Raw genomic sequence first — 12,404 nt, 5'->3', positions numbered from 1 at the left:
CTCCTGGCTTCTGGCTCCTGATTAAGGTTATCCGCCATTTTTAATCCGATCAATTTCCCGTTGAATCATCACCCTGGCCTGCTCAGGGACAACCTTTCCGGCAATATTTTCAATGATATTTTTAGAATTCTCCATGATGCGCCGGGTAACGCCTTCCTCGGTGAAAATTGCCTGAAGCTGGCGGGAACAGGAATCACCTTGCAGAAACCTGTCCACCCGGTCAGCAATGATTTCTTCCAGATGAGCCTGGAGGAATTCTTCCACCTTGTCTTCGATAACCTGACGAAGCCACTTCTCAACATCGAGGCTTACGGCCGGCGGCAGCCGGTCGGCAGTATCTCCCCGCTTATCCGGATGGAAGCACTCATCCACCACCCGGATCAGATCAGCGGATTCAAAGGGCTTTCCCAGGACCCTTGCCGGGCCATACTCCTGAAAATTTTCGAGCGGGTATCTGTCAAGCTCCCGAACCAGTAAAATCACCGGCAAATGGGTCAAAGAGGGATCCTCTTTAATTTTCCTGCAGAGGTTCTTCCCTCCAATGCCAGGCAGATCCATATCCAGGAGAATCATGTGGGGCGAAATGTTATGAATTTTTTCCAGAGCATCCTCGGCTGAAGCCAGATTCACATTCAGGGATATGGCCTGGTATTCAGTGTCAGCAAAGGCCAATCCGATAATCTTTTGAATGGTCGGATTTGAATCCAATACGAGAATAATCTTTTGCCCCATCTCTTTCTCCCCGCATTTATGTCAAAGACACAGGAATTTGTAACTCTCTCCTTTTCTCTGTGCCTCTGTGTCTTTGGTGATATCTTTGTCTTTTGTCTTCTGTCTTTTATCTTTAAAATTTTGACTGCTTATGCATTGCTCAAAAATCCAGCCACTGCCTCCAGCACCTCGGCTACTTCGATGCTGGCCATACAACCTCCCGCTCCCTTGAAGCAGTCATTCCGGTCACAGGGAGAACAGGGGAACTGATGCCAGACCACTTCATGCCCGCTTCCCCAGGGATGCCGCACCCTGGGATCAGAAGGCCCGAACAGGGCCACTACCCGCTTCCCCAAGGCAGCGGCTATATGCATCGGGCCGCTGTCGTGACCGACGAAAATATCCACGGTATTCAGCAGAGAGATTAACTGCCGCCAGGTAGAATGATAAGTTATATGGCCCGCCAGTGACATCAACTGGCTGATCTGTTTGACCCTTTCGCGGTCTCCATCCTCATCCGAACCTGCAATGATGATATTGACTCCATATTCCTGAATGAGGCGGTCTGCCAACTGGGCAAATTTCTCGCCTGGCCAGACCTCGGCTGGTCTTTCCCCCGCAGGATGGATCAGGACTCTTTTTCCCCCCTCAGGGATATCCTGAGCTGCCGGCACTGTCTGGTTCTCCCTGTCCTGGGCCACAAACAGGCTTAAATCCAAAGGGTTGCCGCTGCATCCTATCAATTCCCTGACCAGATCAAGATAGGATAAAACCAGGTGCTTCTTGATTGGGGAAACCTCCCGCCTGATGTTATAGGCTTTGCCGCCCCGGTCCGGCGATTCGTATCCTATCCGGAACCCAGCGCGACTTAAAAAGGTGAGCAGACGGCTTCGCTTTTCTCCCTGCAAGTCGATAATTATATCATAGTGCTGCTTTTTTACTTTCCGGTAGAGATCAAAAAATTCTTTTATCGTCTGCTGCTCTCCCCGTACCCGCCAGGAGATGATTTGATCGATAAAGGGACAGCCTGCTAAAAGCTCCGAGAACCTTTCTTCCAGCAAAAAACTGATGCGGGCTTCAGGGAAGCAATCCCGAAGAACTCTGGCCAGCGGAGTAGCAGCCAGAATCTCAGCCGCCGACCACAACCGGATTATCAGAATGTTCTCAATCCTTGATCGCCGTAAAGTTTCCCAATTCTGCATATAGTACACCACAACCCAAATGAGCCGAAAAAAGTGAAAAACCCCGCTGAGGTCCCGGTGAGAGTCTATAGTTGATTGTTTTCCTTATATAATTTGCTGCGCTTTTGCTATTCTATCAGCAATCGGGGAAAAAAGCAATAATCAAAACACTGGAGAAGGGTATGCAATTCTTTGCCGAATTCAGCACTGATTTTATGTTAAAGAAATAGCAGGACAGAAGAGAAAAAAATCAATTTGTCTTGCTCATCGTTTTCTGATATAGTTATTGATCGTGGTTAATCTTGAAAAGGAATGGGAAAAAATTGAAAAAAGAAGACCACCAGAAAACTTCGGCAACCCCAAAACCCAGGACCGGCCTGACCGGTCTGTCTCTTCTCCTGGCAATAATCGCCTTTGGCCTGGGAGTTTTGATTGAGGGCAAATACAGCCTCTACCAGGCCGCTCTCAACGGATTTGTCTCCCAGCAAACCATGCAGCGAAAGAAGCTGAAAGCGATCCTGAATCCATCGGGAGCTACAGCCTGGTCCCGCATTCAGATCCAGAAAACAACCGATCATGCGACCTACACGGAGCAACTCCTGGAGTTTACCGGCGAGGGAAACAGTGAACCTCTGGCTGCCTATCTGCTTATCCCCAAATCCTCAACTTCCCGGAAACTGCCAGCCGCCCTGTGCATTCACGGCCACCATTCCACCAAGGAAAATGTTGCCGGCATAACTCCATCTCCGTTCAATATTAATTATGGATATACCCTGGTCAATAATGGCTATATGGCGCTTATTCCCGATGTCCGGTACTCACAGGATATATGGCGGCTTGAAGATCCGGCAGGGCTGAATCTTCTGCTGATCGGGAAATCTCTGACCGGAGAGAGGCTGAGTGACATGCTGCGATGCATCACCTTCCTGCGAAATCACGATCAGGCCGATCCTGACCGGATCGGCGTAGTTGGATGGTCCATGGGCGGAGGACTCGCTCTTTACCTTTCCGCCATCGACGAGAGAATCAAGCTTTCCTATATCAGTTGCTATTTTGGCACTTACGAGGGAACGATCATGGCCGTGCGCCAGAGTACCGACAACTATATCCCCGGCATCAAAACCTTTGGCGAACTGGCCGACGTGGCAGCCCTGATTGCTCCCCGGCCATTACTCATCGAGCACGGAACCCCCGATCGGGAATTTCCGACTGAAATGGCCAGGACAGCTTTCGAGCAGGTTAACAATGCCTACACCCGGTCGGGAAATGCAGACAAGGTAAAACTGGTCATCAGAGAGGGCGGCCATCGGTTCTACGGCGACCAGTTGCTCCCCTGGTTCAATCAGTTTTTCCAGACTCGATAAAAGAATATGTAAAGCTTATACACTCGCCACATACTTTTTATGCTGCTGCAACCCTTTGATATCCTGAACCAAGTTCCACCCTGCCCCCTGTCAGGTCCTATCCTGACCTTTTCTTTCATGATCCCTTTCCCTTGGTCCTGCTTGCTTTATTCTGGTAGTGTCTCTTTCGAGCGGTTAAGACTTTTATGGGCTGCAAGGCTTTTCCGCGTATGATCCTTTCATCATCCTTTTTGTTTGTGCCTATCTTCTTTCAGGCATGGAAGTTGCTTATCCCTGTTATGAATCAATGCCAAAAATGGTTCCGGAGAGTTAATTTGCTGGAGGTCCATTATAGCTCGATTATTGGCTGCTTGTGATTTCAGACAGGAGCCAGTATTTAATTCAGATCAGGTTAAGGAGGTGAGTATCCGCGCAATACAATTGTATCTATACTCTATGTTCTTATGTTTCTCCAGTATAACAAGTATTTGCATATTCATGTTCTTACAACTGCGGGTTGGGAGAGAAGGAGGAATGTCCTGCTATGAGTCTGTCTAAGGTTAAAATTTCCCTGATGGTTCCCTTATTCTTAGTCGTTTTGGTATTTGCTGGATTACAGAGAACAGCCCATGCCTATTATGGCCTGGGTGGATTGTATGGCGGAATATATGGCGGCCTCTATGGCCTGTACGGCGGCGGCCTCTATGGCCTGATGGGCGGCCTTTATGGCATGAGCGGCCTTTATGGCGGCCTCTATGGCCTGTACGGCGGCCTCTATGGACTGTACGGCGGCGGCCTCTATGGCGGATTGTATGGCGGCCTGTACAATCCCTTTGGGTTACAGAATATGTATTATTCGATCCCGACAGGAACAGGATTATCCTATCAGGTGCCTTTCCTGCAAATCGCTCCGATGCTTGGCGTGGCCGGGCTGTACAATTCTCTGTTCCCCAATTTATTTAATGCTGGCGTTCCGGCAGGTACTGAGCAGACCGGTACCTGGTCAGGAACCTGGACATCAGGCCTGGTCAACGGCCCCATAACTCTTAACCTGGTCGCGGACCCGCTTTTTGGAACTCTGAGCGGCTACGTCCAGTTGCTGGGTAACCCCTATCTTGGAGCCCTGGTTGATGTTACTGGTACTCAATTGAACGCCCAGATTTTCCTCGATGGAGCAGGTATTGGTATCGGCAGCCAGACCATTGGTCTTGATATAGTCGGCACACTGACCTCAACCACGACCATGACCGGTACCTATACCATGACGAATAGCTCCTCGGTTATCGATACCGGAAGCTTTAATGCTACCTTGGGTGCACCTGTTGTATGATTTCGCTTAAGAGCTGAAAAACAGACACCGTGCAGTAAAGGGATCGGGGGCTGGCGCACAGAGAATGCGCCAGCCCCCGATCTTCGATTCTCGATAAGGACTATCGGTCTTTCTGCCTTTTAACTCCTCTTCACTGACCACTTGCTTTTACTGGTCCCTGATTCAAGCTGGAGTTGCGGTCGGAGCCGGGCATGATGATGCTTCTTTGATCTTGTCTCCACCCGTGCTGTCCGATGTGCCATTCGGCTTCTTTTCCTTTTCCAGGGCTTTCTTCCTGGCGGTTGAAGGATGTTCGGATACATACCACCCGTCTCCCTTCAGGACGAAAGAGGAGCGGGAAATAAGCCGCTCGACAGATCCGCCGCACATCCGGCAGGCATTCAGAGGCGGATCAATAATTCGCTGCTCAGCCTCAAAAGTACAACCACAGTCTTTGCATCTATACTCGTATACCGGCATTTTACCCTCCATTAAAGTTATATTATGTTACAGCTTGTGCGCTTTACCTTACTTATTGTTGAAAAAATCTATATTCAGATACCTGATAAACCCGACTACAACACCGATAACATGCTCCTGACTGGCTAAAAAGCTCTCTGTTTTCCGGGTAAGAAAATCATAGAGCGCGGCTCGCCCCATCTGCATCTGAATCCGCCGAAAAACCTGGTCGGTGTCGAACTCAATCAGGATAATATCCCCTTCCCTGAAATCCCTTTCCGTATTAATGACGGCCAGGTCTCCCTGTCCGATGCCAAACTCCTCCACATAACTGTCAGATACCCGGACCGCATAGCATTTCCGGTTGTTTTTTACAATGTGAAACCCTCCTGCATCATCAGGAGGATGAGCAGATATCGGAGAAGAGAGAGAGAATTCAAGCAGAAGCTTGCCGGGTGAGCGGACGATTTCGAGAGAACGGGCGCGCCCCCCTGATAAGTGAAGATAGCCTTTTCTTTCCAGAGCCTTCAGATGATCTCTGACTGTGGCCGTGGATGTCCAGCCGAATTGACGGCACAACTCCCGGTAGGTCGGAGCAGGCTTTCCTTCGTCATTATATTGCTGAATAATCCCTAAGAGATACTTCTGGATAGGAGTCAGATCTTTCATTCGTCAAAAATACCACTCGTACGAGTGGTATGTCAAGAGGAAAAAGAGCCACTGGTGAAATTTTCTCTTGTCTCTACCTTGAAACCATCAAAAGGTGCTATAATCGAACTAGGGAGGTGAAGTTACGATGAAAAAACATAACAGGTTTCTCCTGTTCTTTACCCTCGTGGCTCTCCTTATCGCCGGGTGTGCCCATGTGATCTCGCATGAATCCCGCAGACTGGCTGCTAAAAATATCCCGTTTCAGTGGATCGCTCAAAATCCTGAACGATACCGGGGAATCATGGTGATCTGGGGAGGGCAGATTATCGAGACTCAGAATCTGCCGGAAGGTACCCTGGTAACAGTTTTGCAAAAACCTCTTGACCGCTCTGAGCAGCCACTTCGAGACAGCAAGCCCGAAGGGCGGTTCCTGGTAATTTATCAGGGGTTTCTGGATCCGGCTGTTTACGGAAAAGGGGAAATAATTACGGTTGCCGGAATTATCGAGGGAGAGAAAGTAATGCCACTTGGCAAAATCGAATATCGTTATCCGTACTTGAATGCCCGGGAAATACACCTTTGGAAGCCGGATGAAATAAGCCAGTATTATTATTACTAACACCCCCACCCAGGCATCCCCCCTCAGGGGGGAGGGGAGTTACGGAGGCTTTCATACAAGATGGGGAACATCTGAAGATTGAAGAATTCCCTTGACAGAATTCCTGAGTCGAGGTAATAATTAATTCAGCCTGTATGTACAGTGGAAGGAAATGCTGGCAGGAAGCCAGCGTGACAAACAAGAGTTTTTTCCATTAGGGCAGGTCAGTACACGCTTTTAGTATCGATAAAAAATAGGAACCACGAAGGTCCTGATAAAAATGCAGTAAGGACTTTCGTGGTTTTTTTTTCGAAAAAGGAGGTGGTCTGAGCAAGATAATCTATCAGGCAGGGTTTAATTCTCGGTATGGTGGCGTTTCTATCCAGACAATTCCGGAAAACGGGAATATTGACTATGAAAAACCTATTGGGGGAGTTCATCATGAACCAAGGGAAAAAAGCAGGTTTCAGTATCAGTGTTTTGGTATTCGCCTTGTTGGCAGCCAATTTGGCTTCTGCCCATTTCGGAGTAGTAAAACCTTCGGATGATATCATCACCCAGGAGGATAAAAAGACCATCCAGCTCGAAGTAAAGTTCATTCATCCCCACGAAGGACACTACATGGAAATGGCCAAACCCAAGCAGTTCGGGGTTATGGTTGGCGGCCAGAAAAGCGATCTTCTGGGCAGTCTGAATTCTGCCAGGGGAAAATGGACAGACCAGAAACAGGAGTTTACCTTCTGGAAAGCCGATTATACAATTAAGAGACCCGGTGACTATACCTTTTATGTTGAACCTGCCCCCTATTGGGAACCGGCTGAGGACTGTTTTATCATCCACTACACCAAGGTTTGTGTCGATGCGCTGGGACTGGAAGAGGGATGGGATAAGCCGGTAGGCTTAAAAACGGAAATCGTTCCTCTGACCAGACCCTACGGATTCTGGGCAGGAAATGTCTTTACCGGCTTAGTACTGGTTGATGGCAAGCCGGTCCCGAATTGTGATGTGGAGGTCGAATATCTCAATGAAGCTGCCGAAGGTGGAGTTCTTCCAACTCCTTCCGATCCCTATGTAACCCAGGTCGTCAAGACGGACAAAAATGGTGTGTTCACCTACGCCATGCCCAAAGCTGGATGGTGGGGATTTGCCGCCCTCAACGAGGGTTCTGAGAAAATCAAGGGGCCGGACGGCAAATCAAAATCCGTCGAAATCGGTGCCGTATACTGGGTAAAAGCCGCAGCCATGAAATAAAGGACATGACCTGTCTTACATTTATCTTTCATGAATGATGCAATTATCTTTCATGAATGATGCAATGCCTTACAGAATGGTGGGGCAGCATATGCCCCACCAGGACTGCATTTTTGAAGGAGATAATCTATGAACAAATTCCTCGCTGCTCAAGGCACAAAGTTCCTCGGATTTGCAGCCTTCACCTTCATCCTGCTGATCATAAGCTCAACCTCCTTTGCCCATAAAGTGAACATCTTTGCTTATGTGGAAGGAAATCAGGTTTATACGGAGAGCTACTTTCCCGATGGCCGCAAAGTTGAGGGAGGAACCATAGAGATTTACGACAGTCAGGAGAACAAGCTTCTCACCGGCACCACCGACAGGGAAGGAAAATTCAATTTTGTCCCTCCCAAGAAGGATAATTTAAAGATCGTCCTGATTGCCACCATGGGCCATAAGAACAGCTACCTCCTCTCAGCCGAAGAACTGTCGGGTATTACCGGCACCGCTGCATCCACTGAAGGAGCGGCAGGCGGGTCAGGCACTGTTCAGGGCGGCCAGGGGACATCCGAAGTTGCAGCCCCGCAGGAGAGCGGCCAGCCTGCCAGCGCCGAAGTCAGTACCGGCCCGGCCTCCGGGCAGGTGGATGTCCAGGAAATCAAAAAAATTATCGATCAGTCCCTGGACCAGAAGCTGGCTCCGATCATTCGGGAGCTGGCCAGGGCCCAGCAGGAAAAAGTATCTCCTACTCAGATTTTTGGCGGGATCGGTTATATTTTCGGCCTCGTTGGCCTGATACTGTTCTTTACCAAGAAGAAGGCCTAAGCCTTGAAAAAGAAGCTCGCTCATCCGGGATAGCCACTGCATTCATTCTTTGTCATTCCCGCGCCTTCGCGGGAATGACGGGATTGAAGGTTTTTACCTGTGTGCTGCATAACACACATGAGCGGAGAAATTACCAGTTTTCAGTTTCTTACTGACCACTGGCCACTGGCCACTGGCCACTAATTTGATAAGGAGCGGTTATGCACATTTCTGATGGAGTATTATCCAATCCGGTCTGCATCGGAGGTTACCTGGTCGCCATCGGGGCAGCAGCCATCTGTATCAGGAAAACGATGGAATCTGAGGACCTTCCCAAGATTGCGGTCATGACTTCGGTTTTTTTTGTAGCTTCGATCATCAGTGTGCCCCTTGGACCTACCAGTGTGCACCTGATCCTGCCGGGTCTTGTGGGAGTTACCCTGGGAGCCATGGCCTTTCCGTCAATCATGCTCGGCCTCATCCTCCAGGCCCTTTTGTTTCAGCACGGAGGGCTGACCACGATCGGAGCCAATACCCTGATGATGGGGATCCCGGCTTTGACTGCCGGCTTGATATTCCATCAGGTCAGGCGCTCGAACAACCGCAAGCTGATCATCGCTGCCGGTGCCCTGTGCGGAGCACTGGGAACGCTTTTGGCTGGCATAATACTTGCTTTACTTCTTGTCACAGCAGGGGAAAATTTCCTGGGCGTGGCCAAGGTTGCCCTGGCCGCCCATGTACCAGTAATAATCATCGAGGCTGCGGTGACCGGAGTCGCCGTGGCTTTTCTCTTGAAAGTAAAACCAGACCTTATTGGAGTCAGATTGAAAAATGATTGCCTTAATTCTTCTGTTTCTCTCGATTCTTGATTTTCCCGGAGGGGCACAGGTGGTTTATGCTCTTGAAAAGAGCAGCCAGGTTTTGGGAGTGACCCGTATCGAGTTGCCAACTTATTATCTCATTTTCGTTCTTCTCGGAATTGCCCTGATCACCTGGGGGATTATTGAAATTTTTCACCACGAGGACAACGATCACTGAGCCTCGGCAGGAGCGCTATTACCCGGAATAAACTCACCACGAAGGAGACTGAGTCATGCACAAGGGAATAGAGTCATGAGGCCGGATATCGATCGTTACTGGGAATTGAAATCCCCGATCCATTCCTGGGATCCCCGCCTGAAAATCCTGTCGTTGCTCGTTCTTGCCTTTACCATTTCTTCAGCCCAGCGTCTGCCGACGATTTTGGGCTGCCTTCTGATATCATGCATTGTGCTGCGGCTGACCAGAATTCCCCTCTCCTTTTCCCTGAAGCGCCTGGCTGCAGTGACTACCTTCATCGGTCCTTTCTTCCTCGTCATGCCCTTGACCATCAAGGCACAGCCGGGTGATACCCTGTACTTTTTCTCGCACCTGGGTTTTCTTGAAATCAATGCCCGCGGGCTGGTTCTGGCCAGCAGGGTATATCTCAAGGCGGTATCCATAGTTCTCCTGGTGGTCCCCATGTTTGGCACCAGCCGCTTCGATACATCGATCAAGGCCCTTGAGCATCTGAAGGTTCCAAACAGCATTATTCAGATGATCCTTTTTTCTTACCGGTACGTTTTTGTTTTTCTGGCTGAGTTAAAGCGTATGTCCCTGGCCATGAGGGTTCGCAAATTCACTCCCTCCACCAATTTTCATACCCTGAAGACCTATGGGAATTTTGTCGGTACGCTGCTGGTGCGAAGTTTCGAGCGGGCTGAGGATGTTTACCAGGCCATGCTGGCCAGGGGGTATACGGGTACTCTGAAAACCCGCTTTGACTATCGGACGCGTCCCCGGGACTTGATAAAGAGCAGTTTGATTTTTATAACGGTTTTCGGTATTATTTACTTTGACCGGTTTTTCAGAGGGTTCTGATCTTGGAAAAGAAAACGCCGATAATTACCATAAAAAACCTTCACTACACCTATCCTGACGGAACTGTGGCTTTACGAGGAGTGGACCTTACAGTCTTTGCGGGTGAGACCATTGCCCTGGTAGGAAAGAACGGATCGGGCAAGTCTACCCTGATCAAGCATATCAATGGCATTTATCGGCCTGAGGAAGGAGAGATCATGGTCGATGGCCTTGCGGTTACCAGGGAAAACCTCAAGGAAATCCGGGCACGGGTGGGCATGGTCTTCCAGGACCCGGACAGTCAGCTCTTTTGCTCTACGCTTTACGATGACGTGGCCTTCGGGCCAATCAACATGGACATGGAAGATGGACTCGTCAGGCAGAGGGTTCGGGAGGCGCTGGATAAAATGGGACTTCTGGAGCTGATGGACCGTCCACCCCATGATCTCAGCTTTGGCCAGCGAAAGCGGGCAGCTATGGCCACGGTTCTCTCCATGCGGCCGAAAATCATGATTTTCGATGAGCCGACCAGTAACCTCGATCCGAAAAACGAAGCCATCATGACCGATATCCTTCGCAGCCTCCCCGCTACCATGATACTGATCAGTCATGATCTGCCCATTCTTTATCAAACCTGTCAAAAGGTGGTCATCATGAAGGGGGGAAAGGTAGATCAGATTATCTCCATGAAAGACTTTATTTCCGATGTCGATCTGCTCAGAAACAATGGGCTGGATTTTACCTTCCGGTGCGATTGCTGTCAGGACCGTGACCATCATCACTACCTTACCGGGGAGTACCCGATGGAAAAAACTTCCGAACCTTCAACAAGCTGTGTATGATAACCTATGGATGCTCACAGGACTCAAAAAGCGCTGATTCACGTCCACGATCTTTCCTTTGCCTATAGCCGAAATCAGAAAAAGGCCCTGGATGGTGTTAACCTCGAGATCCGCGAGGGAGAATCCGTGGCCATTATCGGCCCGAATGGGGCAGGAAAATCGACCCTGGTCAAACACCTCATCGGCATTCACCTCCCTCAGTCCGGTTCAGTCGCCGTTGACGGCATCGAAGTTTCCACCCGCACCCTGAACCGCATCCGTGACCTGGTCGGCCTGGTATTTCAGGATCCCGCAGATCAGCTCTTTTGTCCGACTGTCAGGGAGGAGATCGAATTCGGGTTAATTAACATGAAACTGTCAGACCGGGAAATTCAGGCCCGGGTAGCCGAATCAGCCCGGACCATGAATGTTTATCACCTTCTTCAGAAACCCGCTCATCATCTGAGCGGTGGTGAGAGGAAGCGGGTAGCTATTGCCGCCACTCTGGCCATGCATCCCAAAGTAGCGATCATGGACGAGCCGACAGCCAATCTGGACCCGCAGAACGAAAAAGTGCTCCTTGACCTGATTAATTCCCTGCCCTGCACCAAGATCATTATCAGCCATGATCTGCCTATCCTCTTTCAGATCTGTCAGCGGGTAGTGATCATGGTCAGCGGCCAGATTATCCGGGATTGCTCGATGAAGGATTTCTTCTTTGACCGGAATCTGATTCTTGAGCACGGCCTGGATTTCCGGTTTAAATGCAAGTGCTGCCGCGCCATCCATCCTGAACGGTTTCAGACGGAGCAGCCTTGATCGGCGTGGTCTCCATCCCGGTAAAGACCATGCTCTTTTTCCAGCTTACTGGTATTCAGGGGTAGTCAGAAAAGAGCCTTGGAACCTTATTCATAATTCATAAGAATTATTCAGACAGTCATAAAAGTTACCAGTGGAAAACCGTTTGATCACGTTGCGACCCCGTAGATTACCTCCTAATTTTTCAAAAGGGTACCGGCAAAATAACCGGCCAGGAGCACGCCAGCATAAATCCCTATGGAAAACAAAGCAGCAAGTACACCGAGAGTGGTATTACTCAGCATTGATTTTTCTCCCTCAATGCCCTTTTCTGACTACCCCGCGTTTTGCTGTTTTAGGGCTGTAGCTCGTATGACCGTAGCAGTAATTTCAAGAGCTGGATTTGAGTATTTCAAGAAATATTCCAGGTCTTCCAAAATGCAGAGATAAGTGGTGCAGACCCTGATACAGGGCGGAGTGAGGAGAAATTATGGATGGTTTTTCAGGGTAAAAAGCACGGGATAGTCTGGGAATTCTGTATAGATTTTAAAATTCTGTATAAATTTTAATCTGACATCCTGTCTTATTTTCAAACAGCAGGAGAGGCTTGCGAATAAG

General features: G+C 49.4%; 14 protein-coding genes. 10 read left to right on the top strand and 4 right to left on the bottom strand.

All coding sequences use genetic code 11. The annotated features are described in order from the left end of the window. Positions 1 to 27 precede the first annotated feature (27 nt). Entirely contained in the window at positions 28 to 732 is a 705-nt protein-coding gene (locus AB1611_00320) for a response regulator (GenBank protein MEW6378028.1), read from the bottom strand. Positions 733 to 860: 128 nt separating this feature from the next. Further along, the gene (locus AB1611_00315; GenBank protein MEW6378027.1) at positions 861 to 1,913 is read right to left on the bottom strand and encodes a glycosyltransferase family 9 protein; all 1,053 of its coding nucleotides are present in this window, start codon (positions 1,911 to 1,913) and stop codon (positions 861 to 863) included. Between the two features lie 302 nt (positions 1,914 to 2,215). Between AB1611_00315 and AB1611_00310 the strand changes: the two genes are divergently transcribed. Together AB1611_00310 and AB1611_00305 are read left to right on the top strand one after the other, a co-directional pair. Further along, positions 2,216 to 3,256, top strand: a complete 1,041-nt coding sequence (locus AB1611_00310) for a dienelactone hydrolase family protein (GenBank protein ID MEW6378026.1) — start codon at positions 2,216 to 2,218, stop codon at positions 3,254 to 3,256. Between the two features lie 523 nt (positions 3,257 to 3,779). Beyond that, positions 3,780 to 4,565 (top strand): hypothetical protein, encoded by a 786-nt coding sequence (locus AB1611_00305; GenBank protein ID MEW6378025.1) that lies wholly within the window; start codon positions 3,780 to 3,782, stop codon positions 4,563 to 4,565. 162 nt (positions 4,566 to 4,727) lie between these two features. Here the strand turns inward: AB1611_00305 and AB1611_00300 are convergent, their stop codons facing one another. Next, entirely contained in the window at positions 4,728 to 5,024 is a 297-nt protein-coding gene (locus AB1611_00300) for a zinc ribbon domain-containing protein (protein MEW6378024.1), read from the bottom strand. Between the two features lie 48 nt (positions 5,025 to 5,072). After that, positions 5,073 to 5,672 carry a S24 family peptidase gene (locus AB1611_00295; GenBank protein MEW6378023.1) on the bottom strand — a complete coding sequence of 200 codons (600 nt, stop codon included), beginning with the start codon at positions 5,670 to 5,672 and terminating at the stop codon, positions 5,073 to 5,075. A 127-nt stretch (positions 5,673 to 5,799) separates the two neighbouring features. Here AB1611_00295 and AB1611_00290 point away from each other — a divergent pair, with 127 nt between their 5' ends. The 8 genes from AB1611_00290 to AB1611_00255 all read left to right on the top strand — a co-directional run bounded on the left by AB1611_00290 (position 5,800) and on the right by AB1611_00255 (position 11,807). Next, positions 5,800 to 6,273: a Slp family lipoprotein gene (locus tag AB1611_00290; GenBank protein MEW6378022.1), complete on the top strand. Its 474-nt coding sequence runs from the start codon at positions 5,800 to 5,802 to the stop codon at positions 6,271 to 6,273. A gap of 420 nt (positions 6,274 to 6,693) precedes the next feature. Next, the gene (locus AB1611_00285; GenBank protein MEW6378021.1) at positions 6,694 to 7,503 is read left to right on the top strand and encodes a DUF4198 domain-containing protein; all 810 of its coding nucleotides are present in this window, start codon (positions 6,694 to 6,696) and stop codon (positions 7,501 to 7,503) included. 129 nt (positions 7,504 to 7,632) lie between these two features. Further along, on the top strand, positions 7,633 to 8,310 hold the full coding sequence (locus AB1611_00280) for a hypothetical protein (GenBank protein ID MEW6378020.1): 678 nt from the start codon (positions 7,633 to 7,635) through the stop codon (positions 8,308 to 8,310). A 200-nt stretch (positions 8,311 to 8,510) separates the two neighbouring features. After that, positions 8,511 to 9,158, top strand: a complete 648-nt coding sequence (cbiM, locus tag AB1611_00275) for a cobalt transporter CbiM (GenBank protein MEW6378019.1) — start codon at positions 8,511 to 8,513, stop codon at positions 9,156 to 9,158. Next, on the top strand, positions 9,121 to 9,327 hold the full coding sequence (locus AB1611_00270; protein ID MEW6378018.1) for a hypothetical protein: 207 nt from the start codon (positions 9,121 to 9,123) through the stop codon (positions 9,325 to 9,327). The genes cbiM and AB1611_00270 overlap by 38 nt, the downstream gene beginning before the upstream one ends. Before the next feature lie 75 nt (positions 9,328 to 9,402). After that, positions 9,403 to 10,188 carry a cobalt ECF transporter T component CbiQ gene (gene cbiQ / locus AB1611_00265; protein ID MEW6378017.1) on the top strand — a complete coding sequence of 262 codons (786 nt, stop codon included), beginning with the start codon at positions 9,403 to 9,405 and terminating at the stop codon, positions 10,186 to 10,188. 2 nt (positions 10,189 to 10,190) lie between these two features. Beyond that, positions 10,191 to 11,009 carry an ABC transporter ATP-binding protein gene (locus AB1611_00260; protein ID MEW6378016.1) on the top strand — a complete coding sequence of 273 codons (819 nt, stop codon included), beginning with the start codon at positions 10,191 to 10,193 and terminating at the stop codon, positions 11,007 to 11,009. A 6-nt stretch (positions 11,010 to 11,015) separates the two neighbouring features. Then, complete coding sequence (locus AB1611_00255) at positions 11,016 to 11,807, top strand: ABC transporter ATP-binding protein (protein ID MEW6378015.1); 792 nt, start codon at positions 11,016 to 11,018, stop codon at positions 11,805 to 11,807. Positions 11,808 to 12,404: the final 597 nt, after the last annotated feature.

It is taken from the genome of bacterium, assembly GCA_040755755.1.
Classification (GTDB): domain Bacteria; phylum SZUA-182; class SZUA-182; order DTGQ01; family DTGQ01; genus DTGQ01.
The sequence above is the reverse complement of the archived record's forward strand: the minus strand, read 5'-3'. Positions and strand labels throughout refer to the sequence as shown.

Coding starts and splice junctions, on each gene's coding strand:
- AB1611_00320 (MEW6378028.1), bottom strand. CDS start 732: ATGGGGCAAAAGATTATTCTCGTATTGGATTCAAATCCGACCATTCAA.
- AB1611_00315 (MEW6378027.1), bottom strand. CDS start 1,913: ATGCAGAATTGGGAAACTTTACGGCGATCAAGGATTGAGAACATTCTG.
- AB1611_00305 (MEW6378025.1), top strand. CDS start 3,780: ATGAGTCTGTCTAAGGTTAAAATTTCCCTGATGGTTCCCTTATTCTTA.
- AB1611_00300 (MEW6378024.1), bottom strand. CDS start 5,024: ATGCCGGTATACGAGTATAGATGCAAAGACTGTGGTTGTACTTTTGAG.
- AB1611_00295 (MEW6378023.1), bottom strand. CDS start 5,672: ATGAAAGATCTGACTCCTATCCAGAAGTATCTCTTAGGGATTATTCAG.
- AB1611_00290 (MEW6378022.1), top strand. CDS start 5,800: ATGAAAAAACATAACAGGTTTCTCCTGTTCTTTACCCTCGTGGCTCTC.
- AB1611_00285 (MEW6378021.1), top strand. CDS start 6,694: ATGAACCAAGGGAAAAAAGCAGGTTTCAGTATCAGTGTTTTGGTATTC.
- AB1611_00280 (MEW6378020.1), top strand. CDS start 7,633: ATGAACAAATTCCTCGCTGCTCAAGGCACAAAGTTCCTCGGATTTGCA.
- cbiM (MEW6378019.1), top strand. CDS start 8,511: ATGCACATTTCTGATGGAGTATTATCCAATCCGGTCTGCATCGGAGGT.
- AB1611_00270 (MEW6378018.1), top strand. CDS start 9,121: ATGATTGCCTTAATTCTTCTGTTTCTCTCGATTCTTGATTTTCCCGGA.
- cbiQ (MEW6378017.1), top strand. CDS start 9,403: ATGAGGCCGGATATCGATCGTTACTGGGAATTGAAATCCCCGATCCAT.
- AB1611_00255 (MEW6378015.1), top strand. CDS start 11,016: ATGGATGCTCACAGGACTCAAAAAGCGCTGATTCACGTCCACGATCTT.